Raw genomic sequence first — 20,207 nt, 5'->3', positions numbered from 1 at the left:
CGCGGCCATTTTTGTTTCTTCGATGCACAGTCGTCTTATCGGATGCGCTTGGCAGCCGGCTCGGGGACGAGTTCGCCATTGAGGCGACGATCGAGGTAATCCTCGCATTCGCCCATCAGCGTTTCGGTCTGACCGTTGAAGAAGTGGTTGGCGCCCTCGACGATCTTGTGCGTGATGAGGATGCCCTTCTGGGTCTTCAGCTTCTCGACGAGGCCGTTGACGTCCTTTTCAGGCGCAACCCTATCCGCATCGCCGTTGATGATCAGGCCGGACGAGGGGCAGGGGGCGAGGAACGAGAAGTCGTAGATGTTCGGCTGCGGCGCAACGGAGATGAAGCCTTCGATTTCCGGGCGGCGCATCAAAAGCTGCATGCCGATCCAGGCGCCGAAGGAATAACCGCCGACCCAACAGCTCTTGGAATCCGGATGCAGGCTCTGCACCCAGTCGAGTGCAGATGCTGCGTCCGACAATTCGCCGGCGCCGTGGTCGAATTCGCCCTGGCTGCGTCCGATCGAACGGAAGTTGAAGCGGAGCGTGGTGAAACCGCGCTTCTGGAACATGTAGAAGAGCTGGTATACGATCTGGTTGTTCATCGTGCCGCCGAACTGCGGATGCGGATGCAGGATGATGGCGATCGGCGCGCTCTTTTCCTTGGAAGGCTGATAACGGCCCTCCAGGCGGCCTGCAGGGCCGTTGAAAATCACTTCGGGCATCGGTACTCCGGTCGGTCAAACGTGATCTGATGCCAGACTGGGTTGCTATCCACGGTTCATCCGTCGAGTTTGACTTGACGAAGCCGCTCAGCTTTTCTAAAACCCAGTTTAGAACCATTCGAAATTGGGGCCGCCTTGGCAGCGCCCGATGCGATGTCTCTTAAGGCAAGCGTGGCCGGAATTTCAAGAAAAATGCGGCCTGCGGCAACCCTAGATGAGACCCAACGGTAATTAGGGACGGAATCTGATCAGGCAATGGCGTTGAACCGCACCTATCTCGACTGGAACGCGACCGCGCCTTTGAGCGCGCCGGCGCGTGCCGCGATGCTGGAGGCACTCCAGCTTCCCGGCAACGCATCGTCGGTGCATGGTGAGGGCCGGTTGTCGCGCGCGGCTGTCGACAAGGCGCGGCGCCAGGTTGCGGCCTTGGTCGGTGCAGATCCTGCGCATGTTACCTTTACCAGTGGTGCGACGGAGGCATCGAACCACGTTTTGACCCCTGACTACCGGATGGGCCGTTCGCCGGTCGCGATCGGCGCTCTCTACGTTTCGGCGATCGAGCATCCCGCGATCCGGGAAGGCGGAAGATTCGATCCTGCGCAGGTGATCGAGATACCGGTGACGCCCACAGGCATCGCGGATCTCTCGGCGCTGGAAACCCTGCTGGTGGCGCATGATCATTCGCTCGGTCTTCCGATGGTCGGGCTGATGCTGGTCAATAACGAGACCGGCGTGATCCAGCCGGTGGCGGAGGCCGCAGAGATCGTCCACAGGCATCGCGGCCTTCTGGTCGTCGATGCGGTGCAGGCCGTGGGTCGCATCCCGGTCGACATCGTCAGGCTGGATGCCGACTTCATGGTGATCTCGTCGCACAAGATCGGCGGACCTAAGGGCGTCGGCGCCCTGATTTCGCGCGGCGAAGTTCTGATGCCGAAGCCGCTGATCCGAGGTGGCGGGCAGGAGAAGGGTCACCGTTCCGGGACCGAGAATTTTCACGCGATCGTCGGCTTCGGCGCGGCGACTGCGGCGATGAGCGAAGACCTCGATGAGCGGAATGCCGGTATCGGCGCTTTGCGGGATCGGCTTGAGGGCGAGATGCGCAAGGCTGCTGCCGATGTGATGATCCATGGCGCGGACGTTCCCCGCGTTGGCAATACCTGCTTCTTCACCCTGCCGGGGCTGAAAGCGGAAACGGGTCAGATCGCTTTCGATATCGAGGGGATCGCGCTTTCGGCCGGTTCGGCCTGCTCTTCGGGCAAGGTCGGCGAGAGCCATGTGCTGACGGCGATGGGCCGGGATCCACAGCTGGGTGCCCTGCGCATCTCGCTCGGTCCCGACACGACAGACGAAGACATTACGCGTGCGGTTGCGGCTTTTGCCAAAATCGCAGCCCGTCGCAAGGCCCAAGGCGTTGCGGCGTGACAGCGCTCTAATTTGTGCGAGCGCAACTTTCTACTTGCCTAAAGGTGTGAAAACCGCCTTTTGGCGCCTACATACGGGAGGAACAGAACCTCCCGGAGACATGACAGAATTGCCGGAATTTGAACCGGCAAGATTTGGAGAATGAACATGCCAGCTGTCCAGGAAACAATCGATCAGGTCCGTGGGATCGATATCGATCAGTACAAATACGGCTTCGAAACCATCATCGAAGTGGACAAGGCGCCCAAGGGCCTTTCGGAAGACATCATCCGCTTCATTTCAGACAAGAAGCAGGAGCCCGAATGGATGCTGGAATGGCGTCTCGACGCCTACAAGCGCTGGCTGACAATGGAAGAGCCGACCTGGGCGCGCGTCGATTATCCCAAGATCGACTTCAACGATCTCTATTACTATGCCGCGCCGAAGACCACGTCCGGTCCGAAGTCGCTCGAGGAAGTCGATCCCGAGCTGCTGCGCGTTTATGAAAAGCTTGGCATTCCGCTGCGCGAGCAGGAAATCCTTGCGGGCGTCGACAAGCCGCGGGTTGCCGTCGATGCTGTGTTCGATTCCGTGTCGGTTGTCACGACCTTCAAAAAGGAACTTCAGAAGGCCGGCGTGATCTTCATGTCGATTTCGGAAGCCATCCGCGAGCATCCGGACCTGATCAAGCAGTATCTGGGCACGGTCGTGTCGGCCACCGACAACTATTACGCCACGCTGAATGCCGCGGTGTTTACCGATGGTTCGTTCGTGTTCGTACCGAAGGGCGTTCGCTGCCCGATGGAACTGTCCACCTACTTCCGTATCAACGAGAAGAACACCGGCCAGTTTGAACGCACGCTGATCATTGCCGAGGAAGGCGCTTACGTGTCCTATCTCGAAGGCTGCACGGCGCCGCAGCGCGACGAGAACCAGCTGCATGCCGCAGTGGTCGAACTCGTTGCTCTCGACGATGCCGAGATCAAGTATTCGACGGTTCAGAACTGGTACCCGGGCGATGCCCAGGGCAAGGGCGGTATCTACAACTTCGTCACCAAGCGTGGCGACTGCCGCGGCCACCGTTCGAAGATTTCCTGGACTCAGGTCGAGACCGGTTCGGCGATCACGTGGAAATATCCGTCCTGCATCCTGCGTGGTGACGACAGCCGCGGCGAGTTCTACTCGATCGCCGTGTCGAACGGTCACCAGCAGATCGATAGCGGCACCAAGATGATCCACCTCGGCAAGAACACGTCGAGCCGAATCATCTCGAAGGGGATTTCGGCCGGCGTTTCGCAGAACACCTATCGCGGTCAGGTTTCCATCCATCGCAAGGCTGAAAACGCCCGCAACTTCACCAACTGCGATTCGCTTCTGATCGGCGACAAGTGCGGTGCGCATACCGTGCCTTATATCGACGTGAAGAACTCGTCGGGCCAGATCGAGCACGAAGCGACGACCTCGAAGATTTCCGACGACCAGAAGTTCTACGTCATGCAGCGCGGCATTCCCGAAGAAGAAGCGATCGCCCTGATCGTCAACGGCTTCGTCAAGGATGTCATCCAGCAGCTGCCGATGGAATTTGCGGTCGAAGCGCAGAAGCTGATCGGGATTTCGCTCGAAGGCTCCGTCGGCTGATCGGCCTGTCATTTGAATAGCGCGCCTGGCGCGTCACTAAAGAGTATCCGGAAAGATAGACCTATGCTTGAGATCAAAAACCTGCATGCCCGCATTGCCGAAGACGGCACCGAAATCATCCGTGGCCTGAACCTGACCGTGAAGGCTGGCGAAGTTGCTGCCATCATGGGGCCGAACGGTTCCGGCAAGTCGACGCTGTCCTACATCCTGTCCGGCCGTCCGGATTATGAAGTCACCGAGGGAGAAGTTCTTCTGAACGGTGAAAGCATTCTGGAGCTCGATCCGGCGGAACGTGCCTCCAAGGGCATTTTCCTCGCCTTCCAGTATCCGGTCGAAATCCCGGGCGTCGCCACGATGCAGTTCCTCAAGGTGGCCATGAACGAGCAGCGCAAGGCGCGCGGCGAAGCCGAACTGACGACGCCGGACTTCATCCGTCGCGTCAAGGAAGCCGCTGCCGAGCTGAAGATCGACATGGACATGCTGAAGCGTCCGCTCAATGTCGGTTTTTCCGGCGGCGAGAAGAAGCGCGCGGAAATCCTCCAGATGGCGCTGCTCGAGCCTTTGCTCTGCGTGCTGGATGAGACCGATTCCGGCCTCGACATCGATGCCCTCAAGATCGTGGCAGATGGCGTCAATGCGCTGAAGTCGCCGGATCGTGCGACGATCGTCATCACCCACTACCAGCGCCTGCTCGACTATATCGTGCCGGATACGGTTCACGTTCTCTACAAGGGCCAGATCATCCGCACGGGTGACAAGGCGCTGGCGCTCGAACTCGAGGCCAATGGCTACGCGGACATCATCGGCAGAGCAGCCTGAGACGCGGGAAGGAATTTGGCATGAACATGCAAATCAATCAGCCCGTCCGGCTGACGGCCGCCGAAACGGCGCTCGTTGAGGCTTTTGCGGCTCAGGTCGGCGAATTGCCGGGCAACGGTGCCGTTACGGGAACCCGAGATCGTCTTCTCGACGATCTGAAGCGGTCGGGCCTGCCGACGCGACGTATCGAGTCCTGGCACTATACGGATCTGAAGAACCTGCTGCGCTCGGTTCCTGAGCGTGTCGTCGGCGGCGTTTCGGTCGATCCGATCGCGCCGCTGGTCGAAGGGGCTAAGGTCCTGTCGATCGTTCAGGGCGTGGCGGATAACCGCGCGACGATCGATGGCGTCGAGCTTTCGGTCTTCAGGGACCAGCTTGCCGATGGTTCGGCAGTGGCTGGGCTTGCGGCGTTCGACAAGGACGACGCGATCGCTCGCATCAACGGCAGCTTCGTGCGGGACGGCTTTGCGCTCTCCGTACCTGCGGACGTTGCGGTCGAGCAGCCCATCGAACTGCAGGCGGTTCACGGTGCCGGTCAGGTCCACACGCGGTTTCCGGCCGTGTTCGGAGCGCGGTCCAAGGCGACGATCATCGAGCGTCACTGCGCGGTGACTGATGACGCGGCACTCGTGTCCTCGATCAGTGACCTGACGCTGCAGGACGGCGCTGAGATCACCTGGATCATCCTCCAGACCCAAGGGGCTGACGACACCCATCTCGGTCAGATCCGCATATCGCTCGGTACCGATACCAAGCTGCGACTGTTCATCGTCAACGCCGGTGGCAAGCTGGTGCGCCAGGAGCTTCGCGTCGAGGTTCAGGGCGAGGGGTCGGAGTTCACGCTGCGTGCCGTCAACCTGCTCGGTGGCGATACGCATACGGACGTGACCATGGTTCTCGGCCATAACGTTCCGCATACGAGCTCCACGGAAATCATCCGCAACGTCCTGTTCGACAAGGCAAGCGGTGTGTTCCAGGGCATGATCAAGGTCGCCCCGGACGCGCAGAAGACCGATGCGAAGATGGCGTGCAACACGCTTCTGATGTCCGACGACGCCGATTTCTCGGTGAAGCCGGAGCTGGAAATCTTCGCCGACGACGTGATCTGCGGCCACGGCGCCACGGTGTCCGATATCGACCGCAACCATCTCTTCTATCTGATGGCGCGCGGCGTTCCGGAAAACAGGGCGCGTGGAATGCTGGTCAACGCCTTCGTCGCGGAGATCGTCGAGGAACTGGAAGAAGAAAAGCTCGTCGAGGCGCTGGAAGGCGTCATCTCCGACTGGCTCGAAAAGCACGCCTGATTCTCAGGTGTGTCTCAGAAAATGAGGCATGACATGGACCAGATCACACCTGCGACAGCTTACGACGTCGAAGCGATCCGAAAGGATTTCCCGATCCTTTCGACCATGGTGCATGGCAACAAGCCGCTGGTCTATCTAGACAATGGGGCGTCTGCCCAGAAGCCGCAGGCCGTGATCGACGCGATCGCGCATTCCTACTCGAACGAGTATGCGAATGTGCATCGTGGCCTTCACTACCTCTCCAATGCGGCAACGGATGCCTATGAGGCGGCGCGCGAAAAGGTGCGCCGTTTCCTGAACGCCGGTTCCGTCGACGAGATCATCTTCACCAGCAATTCGACGGCAGCGATCAACACCGTCGCCTACGGTTATGGAATGCCGCATATCGGTGACGGCGACGAGATCGTCATCACCATCATGGAGCACCATTCCAACATCGTGCCATGGCACTTCATTCGCGAACGCCAGGGTGCGAAGATCGTCTGGATCCCCGTCGATGACGACGGCGCCTTTCATCTCGACGACTTCGAAAAGGCGCTGACGGACAAGACCAAGCTGGTCGCCATCACCCATATGTCGAATGCGCTTGGTACGGTGGTTCCTGTGAAGGAAGTCTGCCGTATCGCGCACGAGCGCGGCATTCCGGTTCTCGTCGATGGCAGCCAGAGCGCTGTCCATATGCCGATCGATGTGCGCGATATCGACTGCGACTGGTTCGTGATGACCGGCCACAAGCTCTACGGCCCATCGGGCATCGGCGTTCTCTATGGCAAGGCTGACCGTCTAAAAGAGATGCGGCCGTTTATGGGCGGTGGCGAGATGATCATCGACGTGGCCGAAGATTTCGTCACCTACAACGATCCGCCGCATCGGTTTGAGGCCGGCACGCCGCCGATCGTTCAGGCGATCGGCCTCGGTCATGCGCTCGACTATATGGACAAGGTCGGCCGTGATGCGATTGCAAGGCACGAGGCGGATCTGACCGCCTATGCCACCCAGCGGCTGAGCGCGATCAATTCGTTGAGGATCATCGGCAATGCGCCGGGCAAGGGCGCCATCTTCTCGTTCGAGCTTGCCGGCATCCACGCGCACGACATCTCGATGGTGATCGACCGGCGCGGTGTGGCGGTGAGAGCCGGAACCCATTGCGCAATGCCGCTCTTGAAACGCTTCGGCGTTACCTCCACATGCCGTGCATCCTTCGGCATGTACAATACCCGCGCCGAAGTGGATGCGTTGGCAGATGCACTCGACTACGCCCGCGATTTCTTTTCCTGAAGGACTTTTGAAGGCCATGGACGACCAGATACCGAAATGGGATGCCCGCGAGGGGATCATCCAGTCCGCCATTCCCGAAGACGAGGTGGCGCGGCTTTCCGACGACATCGTCGCGGCTTTGAAGACCGTCTATGACCCGGAAATCCCGGCCGACATCTTCGAACTCGGCTTGATCTACAAGGTCGATATCGAGGACGACCGGATGGTAAAGATCATGATGACGCTGACAGCGCCCGGTTGCCCTGTTGCCGGCGAAATGCCGGGCTGGGTGGAAAATGCAGTGGGCGCCGTCGAAGGCGTGTCCGGCGTCGAGGTCGAGATGACTTTCGATCCGCCGTGGACGCCGGAGCGGATGTCTGAAGAGGCGCAGGTCGCCGTCGGATGGTATTGATCGGTTAAGGCACCGGTACTAAGTTGGACTCACGAGACGTACTCTCGAAACACCAGGTCTAGAAACACCGGGCCTTGAACCCGGTCGTGGAAGGAAAGAATGCCATGGGCTTTGCTGTCATGACGATCACCGACGCTGCTGCACAGCGCGTCAACCAGATCACCTCGAACTCCGGTCCTGATGCGCTCGGCTTGCGCGTCGGTATCAAGAAGGGCGGTTGCGCCGGCATGGAGTACACGATCAATCTCGTGACTGTGCCGAACGCCAAGGACGACCTGATCGAGCGGGACGGCGCCAAGGTGTGGATCGAGCCCTCCGCCGTTCTCTACCTGCTCGGGACCCAGATGGATTTCGAGACGACCAAGATGCGGTCCGGATTTACCTTTGTGAACCCGAACCAGACATCGGCCTGCGGTTGCGGCGAATCGGTCGAACTGAAGCCTGCCGATCTGGCGGCGCTTGCGCAGCAGCGCACCACGCAATCTCCGGCTGCCTGAGGCGATAATTTGAGATGTTAAACAAAAAGGGCCGCGAGGCCTTTTTTTATTGCGCTGTCTATTCGTGGCGTAGCGCTTCGATGGGGTTGAGCTGGGCTGCGCGTCGGGCAGGAAAGTAGCCGAAGATCATGCCGATCGCTGCCGAAAAGGCGAAGGCCATAAGGATGATCGTCGGGCTGGCCACGAACGGCACCTGGAGGAAGCTGACAACGCCGTAGGCGAGCGCAAGTCCTGTTATGATGCCGGTCACGCCGCCGAAGATCGACAGCATCACGGCCTCCACGAGGAACTGCCGGAGAACCTGGCTTTCGAGCGCGCCGATGGCGAGACGGATGCCGATCTCGCGGGTTCGCTCGGTGACGGAAACCAGCATGATGTTCATGATGCCGATACCGCCGACAAGAAGACTGACGGCCGCGACGGCACCGAGGAGGCCTGTCAGCAGAACCGTCGTTCCCGTCATCGCAGCCGCGATCTGCGACATGTCGTTGACGGAGAAGTCGTCATCGCGTCCGATCGCGATGCGGCGCCGTTCGCGCAACAGGCCTTCGACGTCCGACTGGACCTTGGCGGTCGAGACGCCGTCCTGCGCTGAAATGACGATGCTGGAGATCGTCGTCGTTCCACCGATCCGCCGCTGGTGCAGTTTCAGCGGCATGATCACGGTATCGTCCTGGTCGTCGCCCATGCCGGACTGACCCTTGACCGCGAGAACGCCGACGACCGGGCAGGCGATGTTGCTGACCCGGATCAGCTGTCCCACCGGGTTGGCAGCACCGAACAGCTGTTTGCGGACGGTCTCGCCGATGATGCAGGCCGCATGGCTGCCGCGATCCTCGTTCGGATTGAAATTGCGGCCGAGCGCCATATCCCAATCCTGCACGATGAAATAGTCGTTGGTGGTGCCGACCGCGCTCGACGAATGGTTGGCGCCGCCGGCGATGACCGTGGCAGTCCCGCGATTGATCGGTGCGACGCCGCGAAGGCCGGAGACCTGCTCCTTGATCGCCAGCACATCCTTGTCGTTGAAGCGCTTGGCTTCCGTGCTCGCGCGTCCCGGTCCCCACTGACCGGGGCGGATGAACAGCGTGTTGGTGCCGAGGCGCGAGAGTTCGTCGCGGACCTTCGCAGTCGTACCATTGCCGATCGTCACCATCGCGATGACGGCGGCGACGCCGATCACGACGCCGAGGACCGTGAGGAAGGAGCGCAGCAGATTGCGGCTGATTGCCCGCCAGGCGAGCTTAGCGGCTTCCAGCAGCATGGCTTGCCCTTTCGAGATTGGGTTCGTCGGAGACGAGGTGACCATCGGTAAAGCGCAAGAGACGCGACCCGTAGGCTGCGATGTCTTCCTCATGGGTGACCATGATGACGGTAATGCCGTTGTCGCGGTTGAGCCGGGTGATCAGATCCATGATCTCCATGCTGGTCTTGGTGTCGAGATTGCCGGTCGGCTCGTCGGCGAGAAGCACGGCCGGATCGGTGACGATAGCCCGTGCAATCGCGACACGCTGCTGCTGGCCGCCTGACAGTTCCTGGGTGGTATGGCCCTCGCGTCCGGCGAGGCCGACCTGCGCCAGTGCTGCGGTTGCGCGCTCACGTCGCTCCTTATGGGCCATGCCACGATAGACGAGCGGCAGTTCCACATTCTCAACGGCCGATGTGCGGGCGAGAAGATTGAACCCCTGGAACACGAAGCCCAGCATGTGACGTCTTAGAAGTGTGCGCTGCTCGCGACTGAAATCTGATGTCGGGACGCCCTGAAACAGAAACTCGCCGGATGAGGGGATATCGAGCCCGCCGATGATGTTCATCGCCGTCGATTTGCCGGAACCGGAGGGTCCCATGATGGACACGAATTCCCCGGCGGATATGGCAAGGTCGATCTGGTCCAGCGCCCGGATCGTCGCTTCGCCGCGCCCGTAGAACTTCGAGACCTTGTCGAATGCGATGAGGGGGGCAGGCGTGACGGCGAGGTCCATCACTGCGCCCTTGCGACGGCATCCGTCACCAGTTCATCGCCGTCGCGGATTTCGCCTGATTTCAGCACCGTGAACTGGCCATCGGTCGGCCCGGTTTCGACCGGCACCCGCTGGGCTTCGCCGTTGCGCAGCACCCAGACCGCGCGGGTGTTATTCGCTGCCTGTTCGCCACGATTGCGGTTGCGCGAGGGGCGCGGCGGCGAGAACAACCGGGAGAGGACGTTGCCGCGCTGCCGTGCGGTGGCGGCCGGCGAGTAGCGAAGCGCAGCATTCGGGACAAGCAGCGCATCCTTGACCGACTGGACCGTAATGTCGGACGTGGCGGTCATGCCCGGCCGCAGCAGCAGATCGGCATTGTCGACGGTCAGGATCGCCTTATAGGTCACGACGTTGGACACGGTTTCGGAGGCGAACCGGACGGTTTCGATTGTGGCCGGAAAGCTCCGCTCCGGATAGGCGTCGACCGAGAATCGCGCCGGCTGCCCATCCTTGACCTGACCGACATCCGCCTCGTCGACGGAGACCTGGAGTTCCATGCGCTTGAGGTCGCCGGCGATTGTGAAGAGGACCGGTGCATTGAGCGACGAGGCAACCGTTGCGCCCGGATCGACTTCGCGGGTGAGCACGATCCCGTCGATCGGAGATACGATCGTCAGTTTGCCGAGATTAACCTCGGCGAGCCTCAGGCTTGCTTCGGCAGACAGGATCGCGGCCTGATTGATGTCCTTCGTCGCAACGGCCAATTCGTAGGCATAGCGCGCCGCGTCCAGATCTTGCTGGCTGGAAATGCGATTGGCGACGAGTGCCGTCAGGCGGTCGAATGAAATCTTCGCGGAAGCCGCTTCTGCCTCGGCCTTCAAAACATTGGCCTTTGCCGATGCAAGTTGAGCGCGCGCGCTCTGCACATCCGCTTCCTGCTTGCTGGTGTCGAGTTCGAGCAGCACATCGCCGGCCTTGACCGCGCTGTTATAGGTCACGTTGACTTTCCTTACCGTGCCGGAAAGTTCGCTCGAGATGTCCACCTGGTCGGTCGGCTGGACCGAACCGGTTGCAGTTACCATCACTGCAAGGTCTCCGCGCTTTGCGGCCTGCGTCGTGTAATCGAAACGCGGGCCGCTGCTTCCGAAGTAGGAGTAAGCGACCAGGGCCGCTGCGGCGATGAGGATGAGGAGAGGCCAGACAAACCAACGTCCACGCTTTTTCCGCTTGCCCGAAGACGCAAGGATTGCGGCGAGATCAGGCGCATCCTGTTTACGGCTGGCTGGGGGAGTGGACTGGACGTTCAATGGCTATCCTCGATGCGGTGGAAATAGCGCGAGCCGTTCCGGTCTAGCGAGGGATCGCGTCGAAACCGCGGCTTTGCAACTCTGGAACGAGGCATTCGCATGAAAGCAGCCGGTGGCCAACTTAAATGTCGGTAATGTATCGGAGGCACTGCATCGAACTTCGCGGTTGTGCGTTATGGCTGAACACACAAAGGAGAACTCAGATGATCGATGTCGCCCTTATCAAGGAACATGCGGAAGTGATCGGTGCGGACGGCGTCCACATCGGAACGGTCGACCGCGTTGAAGGAAACCGTATCAAGCTGACCAAGAAGGATAGCGGTGAGGGGAGCCATAAAGGCCATCACCATTTCATTTCGCTTGAACTCGTTGCCGATGTCGAAGGCGACAAGGTTCGTCTCTCTGCAGATGGTGACGTCGCAGTGACGTTCGAAGAAGAAGACGGCGGCAAGCCGATCCACTGAAGCAATTCAGCATGCATAAAGGCCGGCGTTTCTGACGCCGGCCTTTTTTGTTTACGCATCAAAAATTTCAACGGGTTGGATGGGGGACCCCGAAGCGCTCGGGAAGAAAAGCCGTTTCAGTCGCGGCGCCACTCAAGCGAGCGGATTTCTCGTGCGCAACAGGCGTGCTTGGAATGCCAACAAGAATTACAAAGACGGCACCAACAGCCGCTGAACAACATACCAGCAGAATATTACGAACGGTCATGCTTGCACTTCCTCTCGTGATGCGATCTCTTGAGATCGCGATGATGTAAGCCGGTCCTTGTCCTCCGTGTGATGATCCTAGTTGGCAGCCGACAACTGGGTCGGAGACGCGAGTATTTCTGTATCGCCAAGCGAGTGATCAGAATATTTGAACACCAGAATACTGAGGACCGAACCGATAAGAGCGACGAAGACTATTCTCATGCTGAGACTCCTTTGCCGTCAGAACGGCGGTCCTGAAGTAAGGTTCCGTAAACCAATTCGTGATAGCCGCCGATTTGAGAACTTTGCGGATTGTTGATTGACAAATGGTTTGCCCCGGCACGTCCTTGGACGAGAGCGGGGCACTTGTGCAGGGGCGATCTGTCTGCCGCGCGGCTTTATTGAACTTTAAACCCGTTACGGGTAATAGGTGTGATCCCTGCATCAGGATTGCGCATTATGGCCGAAACCGCTTCGGGATCCCCACGGCAAGCCTCCAAAAATCCGATGAGCGAAGCCATTGCGCGGAGCAGAACCGGTCTCGTTGCGGTCGCGGTCGCGAGCGGACTGGTCAACGTGCTCTACCTCACCAGCTCATTCTTCATGCTGCAGGTCTATGATCGCGTCATCCCAAGCCGCAGCATCCCGTCGCTGATCGCGCTCAGCTTGCTGGCATTGATGCTGTATCTATTTCAAGGCGCGTTCGAGCTTACCCGCAGCCGCATGCTGACAAGGATTGCCGGCATCATCGATGATACGATGGGGTCGCGGGTTTTCAAGATGATGCTCAAGGCGCCGGTCAAGACGAAGGCGTCGATCGACGGTCTTTCGATCATGAAGGATTTCGACCAGGTCCGTTCGTTTGTCTCGAGCGCGGGGCCGCCGGCCTTTTTCGACCTGCCGTGGCTGCCGTTCTATGTCGCCATCTGTTTTCTGTTTCATCCGGTCATCGGCTATATGGCAGTCGGCGGGGCGCTCATCCTTATGGTGCTCACCTACCTCACCAATCGCAGCACGCAGGTTTCCGCCAAGAAAGTGCACGAACTGACCGGCCAGCGCAGCGCCTTTCTTTCGGCGGCACAACGCAATGCCGAAGTCATTGAGGCCATGGGCATGGCAAACGACTTCTCACGGCAATGGACTGCGACAAACGCCAACTATCGCAGCAGCTATCAGACCAATTCCGATACCTCGAACGGATACCTGTCCGTTACCAAGATTTTTCGCATAGCGCTGCAATCGGCAGTCCTTGCCGTCGGCGCGGTGCTCGTCATCGAAAACCAGGCATCCGGCGGCATCATCATCGCGTCGTCCATCCTTACCTCCCGCGCGCTTGCCCCGGTCGAGCAGGCGATTGCAAACTGGCGCGGCTTCGTTTCGGCCCAGCAGGCCTGGAAACGGTTGCGGCATATGCTGAACGCGCTGCCGGAGGCCGATATGCCTCTGTCGCTGCCCGCACCGAAGCAAAGTCTGGCGGTGGAGAGCCTTTCGAGCGGCCCGGCTGGGCTGCAGAAACTGGTGATTTCCAATGTATCGTTTACGCTTCAGGCCGGCAGCGCTCTCGGGGTGATCGGACCGAGTGCATCCGGCAAATCATCGCTCGTGCGGGCTCTGACGGCCGTCTGGCCGATCTATCGCGGCAGTGTCAGGCTGGATGGCGCAGCGCTCGACCAGTGGAGCGACGAGGACCGTGGTCGCCATCTCGGATATCTTCCGCAGGAGATCGAACTTTTTGCGGGCAGCGTTTCGGACAACATTGCGCGGTTTCGTGAAAACCCTGATGCGGCCGATGTCATTGAGGCGGCAAAGGCTGCGGGCGTCCACGACCTCATCCTGCGCCTGCCGAACGGCTATGATACCGATATTGGCTTGAGTGGTTCCATGCTTTCGGCCGGTCAGCGCCAACGCATCGGGCTTGCGCGTGCGTTGTTCGGCAAGCCGTTTCTGGTTGTTCTGGACGAGCCCAATTCCAATCTCGATTCGGAAGGCGAGGTCGCGCTGACGGACGCGATCATCGGCATCCGCAAACGCGGGGGCATCGTGATCGTGGTTGCGCACCGCCCGAGTGCGCTTGCGGCCGTGGATTTCGTGCTGATGATGAAGGACGGCGGGCTTGCAGCCTTTGGTCCGAAGGACGAAGTGCTCTCCAAGGTGCTTCGGCGCGAAAACCAGGCGAACGAAAGAACGTCGCCGCTCAAGGTCGTCGGGGAAAGCCCGGAACAGGGAAGGCAATAGGTCTCAAGATGACAACAGCCGAGCGATCGCTGAAGCGCCATATCCTGCTCGTATCGACGTTGAGCGTGTTGCTTGTCGGCGGCATCGGCGGCTGGGCGCTCAGCACGACATTGTCGAATGCCGTGGTCGCCGAAGGCAGTGTCGTGATCGAGGACAATGCCAAGAAGGTGCAGCACCTGACCGGCGGGATCGTCTCCGAACTGCTCGTCAAGGAAGGCGCGCATGTCAAGGCGGGGGACGTCCTGCTGCGGCTGGATGGCACGTCGCTCAAATCCAACCTCGGCATTACCAACAGCACGCTGGCACAGCTTTACGCGCGGCGCGCGCGGTTGCAGGCGGAACGCCGCGGTGAGGAGAACTTCACGGTCAAAGAAGCCGAGGCCGCGGGTATCAATTCCCAGACGAACCGCATCCTGATCGAAGGCGAACAGCAGTTCTTCCTTAGCCGTCGCGCCTCGCTCGAGGGCATGAAGAAGCAGCTCGCCGAGCGGAAGAGCCAGCTGGCCGAAGAAATTGAGGGCGCCACGCTGCAGATCAAGTCGATCGACGATTCGATCGTGCTGATTGATGAGGAACACACGGCTATCAGCTCGCTCTACGAAAAGCAGCTCGTGACGATGCAGCGTGTCAACACGCTGAAGCGCCAGCGCGCCGAGCTTGACGGCAATCGCGGACGGATGATCGCGACGCGGGCGCAGGCGCATGGCCGCATCAACGAGATCAACCTGCAGATCCTGCAGCTCGACGAAGACAGGCAGACGGAAAACGCGCGTGACCTGACCGATGTCGAGGCAAAGATCGCCGAATCAGAAGAACGCCGTATCGCCATACAGGACCAGCTCGACCGTCTGGACGTTCGCGCACCGCTCGACGGTTACATCTATCAGTTGGCGCTGCACACGGTGGGCGGCGTTGCCAATCCGGGCGAGGCGCTGATGCTTCTTTCGCCGGAGACGCGCAGCCTGACGGTCGAGGCGAAGGTCGCTTTGCGCAGCATCGACCAATTGAGCGTGGGACAAAGTGTCGACATCCGCTTCAGCGCTTTCGACCAGAAGACCACGCCTGAAGTCCAAGGCAAGATTTCGTCGATCTCGCCCGATTCGGTTGTCGATCAGCGTAGCGGCGCTGCCTCCTATATCGTGCGGATTGCGCCTGATGCAGGCGATATCGCGCGGTTACAGGGCCTGTCGCTCTATCCAGGAATGCCCGCGGAGGTGTTTATCAAGGTCGCCGACCGGTCGGTCATCTCCTATCTGACCAAGCCGATGATGGATCAGATCAACCACACGTTCCGTGACGAGTGAGCGGAAAGCGACCAATAGGCAGCTATTGGTCTCAGGCGCTGACGAGAACGCCGGCTTCCTCGGCAGCAGCGACGAAGGCCGCACGGGCGTCTTCCGGCTTGCGTTTTCCACCATCCACTTCGGCGCACACGATCAGCGCACGGTCGATCAGCGGACCGTCTTCGACAGGCCAGTCCTCGATCATCGCCCAGGCCGCAGCCTGGGTCGTTTCGACTGTCGTTTCGACAGGCGGCTCGCCAATCAGGACGACGACAGGTTTTGACCAAGGGTTGTTCATCATCGGGGGAATTTCACATGATTTGATGCAGGTCGAAGACTACGGAACATCTGAAGTCCATCTTCGTCAGCGTCGAGTTTCACCACATTATCTGGATAAATGGTGAGAGCGCAGGGGTTCGAACCCTGGACCTACTGATTAAAAGTCAGTTGCTCTACCAGCTGAGCTACGCTCTCCCTAAAGACTGCCGAGGCATCCTTTGAAAGTGCGCGGAACATATGCAGGTCACTCTTTGCGGTCAACCCCGCTAGCTGTGCAAAATTGCGTTCCTAACGCTTTTCCCCGGCCGCTTCGCCTGCGCGCAAAAAGGTGACTGGCTTTCCGCGCGCGGCATGCTTAGGTGAAATCGATCCCACGGTCGGACAATGCCGATCAAAACCTGCGGACCAAAACGTGTCGATTGCTGATATCTCTCTTCTGAGTGCCTTGATTGCCGGCGCTCTATCGTTTCTTTCCCCGTGCGTCCTGCCGCTGGTGCCGCCCTACCTGTGCTACATGGCCGGGATTTCCGTCGACCAGTTTCGCGACAAGCATGCGGCCGTGTCGCGGTCAAAGGATACGCGCCGCGCGGTTCTTTTGGCCGCGTTCTTCTTCACGCTCGGTTTCGCGACCGTGTTCGTTGCGCTTGGCGCCGGTGCGTCGACGATCGGTGTTCTCCTCCGGCAGCATCTCGACCTGCTCTCCAAGATCGGCGGCGTGATCATCATCATCATGGGCCTGAATTTCCTCGGCGTGTTCCGCATTGGCCTGCTTGCGCGCGAGGCGCGGTTTCATGGCGGTGGACAGCCGGCGACGCTGTCTGGCGCCTACTTGATGGGGCTGGCTTTCGCGTTCGGCTGGACGCCGTGCATCGGTCCCGTTCTCGGCGCGATCCTCGGTGTCGCCGCGTCGCGCGATACGGTGGGCGAGGGCGCCATGCTGCTCGCAATCTATTCGCTCGGTCTCGCCGTGCCGTTCTGGATCGCTGCCGGGTTCTCCGGTGCCTTCATGCGGTTCCTCACCCGCTTTCGACGGCATCTCGGTCACGTCGAGAAGGCGATGGGCGTGTTGCTGATCCTGACCGGCCTTGCATTCATCTTCGGTTTCGTGACGTCAGCCGCGATCTGGTTCCAGCAGACCTTTCCAATCCTGATGCAAATCGGCTAACGGAACGGCCATAAGGTCAACCGCGGTAAGGATTAAAGGCGGCATGGGCGACATCATCGGCTTGCTGCTACCGTTTTTCGGATTGATCCTGATCGGCTACGTGGCCGCAAAGGTCACCAAACAACCGGCCGAGGCGCTTGGATGGATGAACACGTTCATCATCTATGCGGCACTTCCGGCGCTGTTCTTCAAGCTCGTCTCGCGCACGCCAATGGAGCAACTGGCGCGGGTCGACTTCATTCTTGGCGAGATCTTCGCGACCTATTTGATCTTCACGGTGGTGTTCCTGATCGGGTTCCTGATCCGCAAGACGTCATTCGAGGACTGCACGATCCAGGCGTTTGCTGGCGCTTACGGCAACATCGGATATATGGGGCCGGGGCTTGCACTGCTCGCTTTCGGCGAAGCGGCTGCCGTTCCGGTGGCGCTGATCGTCTGCTTCGAGAACGCCGCCCATTTCATCGTGGCACCCGCCATGATGGCGGCAGCCGGCGGCGACGGTCGATCACCGCTGGCGGTGGCGGGCGATATCGCCCGCAAGGTTCTGCTGCACCCGTTCATCATCTCGACAGCTGTCGGCTTTGCATTCGCCGCGATGGCGTGGCAGCCGGCCGAGCCGGTGCAGCGGCTTGTCGATTATCTGGCGCAAGCGGCGGCGCCCTGCGCGCTCTTTGCAATGGGTGTGACACTGGCGTTGCGGCCGGTGCGGCGTGTTCCGGCCGAGATCGGCTATATTGCCGTCTTCAAGCTGATCGTACTGCCACTGACGACGTTTTCGGTTCTGTCGCTGATCGGCGGGTTCGAACCGGTCTGGATCTACTCGGCGACGTTGCTGTCAGCCCTGCCGACGGCCACCAATGTCTTCGTCATCAGCCAGCAATATGGCGTCTGGCAGGAGCGCGCGTCGGCGAGCATCCTGATTATCACGCTGGCGTCTGTCTTCACCCTGCCAGCGATCCTTTATCTCATCCATTCCGGTTTTCTATCTGCGGGCTTGCTTCCTTAGGCCAGAAAAAATTTCGCGCAGTCCGCGGCCCGGTTCGATCCCCTCCCGCATCATCAGATTGCGTAACGGCGGGGCGTTTTTCAAGACCTGCAGACCGCCCGCCCGCAGCATCTGGACGGGCAAGAAGTCCGACAGAAGTGAGCGGTTGAGGAGATCGACACCGAAGGTGCGGGTCATGATATCGGGGCGGCGGCTCCGGTTGAAACGATCGCCGATATCCGCGCCAATCGGTCTGTCCGGTTCGTCCGTCACCAGATCACTCAGCGTGATGATATCACGCAGCGAGAGGTTGAGGCCTTGGGCGCCGATCGGGGGGAAGGCATGCGCGGCTTCGCCGACAAGTGCGACACGGCCCTTGCCGAACCGGTCTGCCATCAGGCTCGAAAGCGGCCAGGCCTGCGGAGCGGCTTCGACGGTCACCTTTCCAAGCATCGACTGCATGCGGTCTTCGACGAGCTGCGACAGCTGGTCGAGATCGGTCGCCATCAACCGCTCGGCTTCTTCGGGCCTCACAACCCAGACGAGGCTGGAGCGGGAACCGGGTAGGGGAACCTGCGTGAACGGTCCGGTTTCGGTATGGAATTCCGTCGAAACGTTGTGATGCGGCACCGTGTGGGCAAAGTTCATCACCAGGGCGGACTGCGGGTAGGACCAGCGGCGGACACCTAAGCTAGCGGCCTCGCGCGTGCTCGACTTGCGCCCGTCCGATCCAATGACCAGATCGACCGCCATAGCTGATCCGTCCGATAAGGTAAGGCGAGCGCGATCGCCGTCGAGGTCGAAGGCTTCGACCTGATGCGTGAACCGGGTGACGTTCGGTTCCAGGTTGATCGCCTTATCCAGCGCCGGAGACAGAGCGTTGTTGGGAATGTTGTAGCCGAATGCGTAGAGGCCGACATCCTGTGCGCGAAACTGGGTGGTGGGCGCGCGCAGCAGCCGCGTCGTGCCGTCGATGATCTGCATGATCGACAGCGGTGCTGCCGAGGGTGCGATGATATCCCATAGGCCCAGTCGATCCAGCAGGCGGATGGATTGATCCATCAGCGCGGTCGTGCGCCCATCGTCTCGCTCGGATGCCGGCGAAATCAGCGCGACTTTGCGGCCGGCTCGACCAAAAGCCAGCGCCGCTACCGATCCTGTCAGGCCGCCGCCAACGACGGCAATTTCGAACTCGTGCATCTGTCACCTCCGGAGCCATTCGCTCTCACCGTATTTATAGAGTGCTGGCCGTAATTCCAGCCGTAGCAGCGTCAGATTCGGCACGCGCTGCCCACGAGGGATCGAGAGAAATCCTGGTTTTCCCGGTCATAATCGGGTGTGCGCCGGCATGCGCAGTTGCAAACGGGGACAATTGGCCGCATATCTCGCAGGCTTCACGGAAAGGCGGGGGACGCGTGTTCAGGCGACTATTCAATTATCGGAACGTCCCTTACGCGGAAATCCGGGCTTTCTCCGTGCATCTCCTGACGGCGTCAGGATCCTTCCTGGCATTCCTCGGTGTCGTGGCTGCGGCAGAACATCGATTTGTCGACATGTTCTGGTGGCTGGGGCTGGCACTTCTGGTTGACGGGATCGACGGACCGATTGCGCGCAAGGTGCATGTGAAGGAAGTCCTGCCGAACTGGTCGGGCGATACGCTCGACAATATCATTGATTACGTGACTTACGTTCTCCTACCGGCCTTTGCGCTTTATCAAAGTGGAATGATCGGCGAACCCTGGTCATTCGTTGCGGCCGGCGCCATCGTCGTTTCGAGTGCGATCTACTATGCCGACATGGGCATGAAGACCGACGAGTATTTCTTCTCCGGTTTCCCGGTCGTCTGGAACATGGTGGTACTGACGCTGTTCGTCATCGATGCCAGTGCGACGACGGCCATGATCGTGGTCTCCGTATCCGTGGTTGCCACTTTCCTGCCGATCAATTTCCTCCATCCCGTGCGCGTCAAGCGCCTTCGGCCGCTCAATCTCGGGATCTGCCTGCTCTGGTGCGCGCTCGCCGGCTACTCGCTGCTCCTGCATTTCCAGTCACCGGACTGGCTCGTCTGGGGCGTCGTGATCAGCAGTCTTTATCTCTATTGCATCGGCGGCATCATGCAGCTTTTTCCAGGACTTGGAAAATAGCTGCGTTTTTTCGCAACGCGTCTCTTTGCTGTTGTGCAAGGCAACAAAAACGGTATCAATATCAACCCAGTATCCGGTCAGACCGGACGGGTTCAGCATTTGAAATAACTGCGAC

20 protein-coding genes and 1 tRNA gene are annotated in these 20,207 nt (G+C 60.0%); 13 read left to right on the top strand and 8 right to left on the bottom strand.

The genetic code is table 11. The features are described 5' to 3' along the window. Positions 1–35: 35 nt before the first annotated feature. Entirely contained in the window at positions 36–713 is a 678-nt protein-coding gene (locus ACQY1P_RS14050; protein WP_062580802.1) for an alpha/beta hydrolase, read from the bottom strand. Between the two features lie 255 nt (positions 714–968). On the opposite strand from ACQY1P_RS14050, the gene ACQY1P_RS14045 reads away from it, so the two are divergent. The 7 genes from ACQY1P_RS14045 to sufA all read left to right on the top strand — a co-directional run bounded on the left by ACQY1P_RS14045 (position 969) and on the right by sufA (position 8,041). Beyond that, positions 969–2,135, top strand: coding sequence for a cysteine desulfurase family protein (locus ACQY1P_RS14045; protein ID WP_430256659.1), 1,167 nt, complete (start codon positions 969–971; stop codon positions 2,133–2,135). A gap of 147 nt (positions 2,136–2,282) precedes the next feature. Beyond that, on the top strand, positions 2,283–3,752 hold the full coding sequence (sufB, locus tag ACQY1P_RS14040; RefSeq protein ID WP_184653217.1) for a Fe-S cluster assembly protein SufB: 1,470 nt from the start codon (positions 2,283–2,285) through the stop codon (positions 3,750–3,752). Positions 3,753–3,815: 63 nt separating this feature from the next. Continuing rightward, on the top strand, positions 3,816–4,571 hold the full coding sequence (gene sufC, locus ACQY1P_RS14035) for a Fe-S cluster assembly ATPase SufC (protein ID WP_113110547.1): 756 nt from the start codon (positions 3,816–3,818) through the stop codon (positions 4,569–4,571). A gap of 20 nt (positions 4,572–4,591) precedes the next feature. Further along, on the top strand, positions 4,592–5,875 hold the full coding sequence (gene sufD / locus ACQY1P_RS14030; protein WP_430256658.1) for a Fe-S cluster assembly protein SufD: 1,284 nt from the start codon (positions 4,592–4,594) through the stop codon (positions 5,873–5,875). 33 nt (positions 5,876–5,908) lie between these two features. Beyond that, positions 5,909–7,153 (top strand): cysteine desulfurase, encoded by a 1,245-nt coding sequence (locus tag ACQY1P_RS14025; RefSeq protein WP_430256657.1) that lies wholly within the window; start codon positions 5,909–5,911, stop codon positions 7,151–7,153. Between the two features lie 16 nt (positions 7,154–7,169). Further along, positions 7,170–7,544 carry an SUF system Fe-S cluster assembly protein gene (locus ACQY1P_RS14020; protein ID WP_062456735.1) on the top strand — a complete coding sequence of 125 codons (375 nt, stop codon included), beginning with the start codon at positions 7,170–7,172 and terminating at the stop codon, positions 7,542–7,544. A 104-nt stretch (positions 7,545–7,648) separates the two neighbouring features. Next, positions 7,649–8,041, top strand: coding sequence for a Fe-S cluster assembly scaffold SufA (gene sufA, locus ACQY1P_RS14015; RefSeq protein WP_430256656.1), 393 nt, complete (start codon positions 7,649–7,651; stop codon positions 8,039–8,041). 58 nt (positions 8,042–8,099) lie between these two features. On the opposite strand, the gene ACQY1P_RS14010 is transcribed toward sufA, so the two are convergent. From ACQY1P_RS14010 to ACQY1P_RS14000, 3 genes are read right to left on the bottom strand one after another with little or no spacing between them, the layout of a single operon-like run. Beyond that, positions 8,100–9,305, bottom strand: a complete 1,206-nt coding sequence (locus ACQY1P_RS14010) for an ABC transporter permease (RefSeq protein WP_062456741.1) — start codon at positions 9,303–9,305, stop codon at positions 8,100–8,102. Continuing rightward, entirely contained in the window at positions 9,286–10,023 is a 738-nt protein-coding gene (locus tag ACQY1P_RS14005; RefSeq protein WP_062456744.1) for an ABC transporter ATP-binding protein, read from the bottom strand. The genes ACQY1P_RS14010 and ACQY1P_RS14005 overlap by 20 nt, the downstream gene beginning before the upstream one ends. Next, positions 10,023–11,309: an efflux RND transporter periplasmic adaptor subunit gene (locus ACQY1P_RS14000; protein WP_430256655.1), complete on the bottom strand. Its 1,287-nt coding sequence runs from the start codon at positions 11,307–11,309 to the stop codon at positions 10,023–10,025. The genes ACQY1P_RS14005 and ACQY1P_RS14000 overlap by 1 nt, the downstream gene beginning before the upstream one ends. 203 nt (positions 11,310–11,512) lie before the next feature. On the opposite strand from ACQY1P_RS14000, the gene ACQY1P_RS13995 reads away from it, so the two are divergent. Then, the gene (locus ACQY1P_RS13995; RefSeq protein ID WP_062456750.1) at positions 11,513–11,773 is read left to right on the top strand and encodes a DUF2171 domain-containing protein; all 261 of its coding nucleotides are present in this window, start codon (positions 11,513–11,515) and stop codon (positions 11,771–11,773) included. A 324-nt stretch (positions 11,774–12,097) separates the two neighbouring features. Here ACQY1P_RS13995 and ACQY1P_RS13990 read toward each other — a convergent pair whose 3' ends face one another. Beyond that, a complete protein-coding gene (locus ACQY1P_RS13990; RefSeq protein WP_256413796.1) occupies positions 12,098–12,223 on the bottom strand; it encodes a hypothetical protein in 126 nt (41 codons plus the stop codon). A 285-nt stretch (positions 12,224–12,508) separates the two neighbouring features. Here ACQY1P_RS13990 and ACQY1P_RS13985 point away from each other — a divergent pair, with 285 nt between their 5' ends. Together ACQY1P_RS13985 and ACQY1P_RS13980 are read left to right on the top strand one after the other, a co-directional pair. Beyond that, complete coding sequence (locus ACQY1P_RS13985) at positions 12,509–14,236, top strand: type I secretion system permease/ATPase (protein ID WP_430256654.1); 1,728 nt, start codon at positions 12,509–12,511, stop codon at positions 14,234–14,236. A gap of 8 nt (positions 14,237–14,244) precedes the next feature. Then, a complete protein-coding gene (locus ACQY1P_RS13980; RefSeq protein WP_062580782.1) occupies positions 14,245–15,540 on the top strand; it encodes an HlyD family type I secretion periplasmic adaptor subunit in 1,296 nt (431 codons plus the stop codon). Positions 15,541–15,571: 31 nt separating this feature from the next. Here ACQY1P_RS13980 and ACQY1P_RS13975 read toward each other — a convergent pair whose 3' ends face one another. Beyond that, the gene (locus ACQY1P_RS13975) at positions 15,572–15,817 is read right to left on the bottom strand and encodes a DUF982 domain-containing protein (protein WP_062458038.1); all 246 of its coding nucleotides are present in this window, start codon (positions 15,815–15,817) and stop codon (positions 15,572–15,574) included. Between the two features lie 100 nt (positions 15,818–15,917). Beyond that, positions 15,918–15,993: transfer RNA gene (locus ACQY1P_RS13970), tRNA-Lys, on the bottom strand. A 217-nt stretch (positions 15,994–16,210) separates the two neighbouring features. On the opposite strand from ACQY1P_RS13970, the gene ACQY1P_RS13965 reads away from it, so the two are divergent. Together ACQY1P_RS13965 and ACQY1P_RS13960 are read left to right on the top strand one after the other, a co-directional pair. Then, positions 16,211–16,963, top strand: coding sequence for a cytochrome c biogenesis CcdA family protein (locus ACQY1P_RS13965; protein WP_430256653.1), 753 nt, complete (start codon positions 16,211–16,213; stop codon positions 16,961–16,963). Between the two features lie 43 nt (positions 16,964–17,006). Further along, positions 17,007–17,969, top strand: a complete 963-nt coding sequence (locus tag ACQY1P_RS13960) for an AEC family transporter (protein ID WP_062456763.1) — start codon at positions 17,007–17,009, stop codon at positions 17,967–17,969. Here the strand turns inward: ACQY1P_RS13960 and ACQY1P_RS13955 are convergent. Further along, the gene (locus tag ACQY1P_RS13955) at positions 17,946–19,148 is read right to left on the bottom strand and encodes a UbiH/UbiF family hydroxylase (protein ID WP_430256652.1); all 1,203 of its coding nucleotides are present in this window, start codon (positions 19,146–19,148) and stop codon (positions 17,946–17,948) included. The genes ACQY1P_RS13960 and ACQY1P_RS13955 overlap by 24 nt on opposite strands. Before the next feature lie 215 nt (positions 19,149–19,363). Between ACQY1P_RS13955 and pcsA the strand changes: the two genes are divergently transcribed. After that, positions 19,364–20,092: a phosphatidylcholine synthase gene (pcsA, locus tag ACQY1P_RS13950; protein ID WP_062456769.1), complete on the top strand. Its 729-nt coding sequence runs from the start codon at positions 19,364–19,366 to the stop codon at positions 20,090–20,092. Positions 20,093–20,207: the final 115 nt, after the last annotated feature.

The sequence above is a fragment of the Neorhizobium sp. DAR64872/K0K18 genome, from assembly GCF_050500175.1.
Classification (GTDB): domain Bacteria; phylum Pseudomonadota; class Alphaproteobacteria; order Rhizobiales; family Rhizobiaceae; genus Neorhizobium; species Neorhizobium soli.
This window is presented reverse-complemented; position numbering and strand designations above follow the sequence as displayed.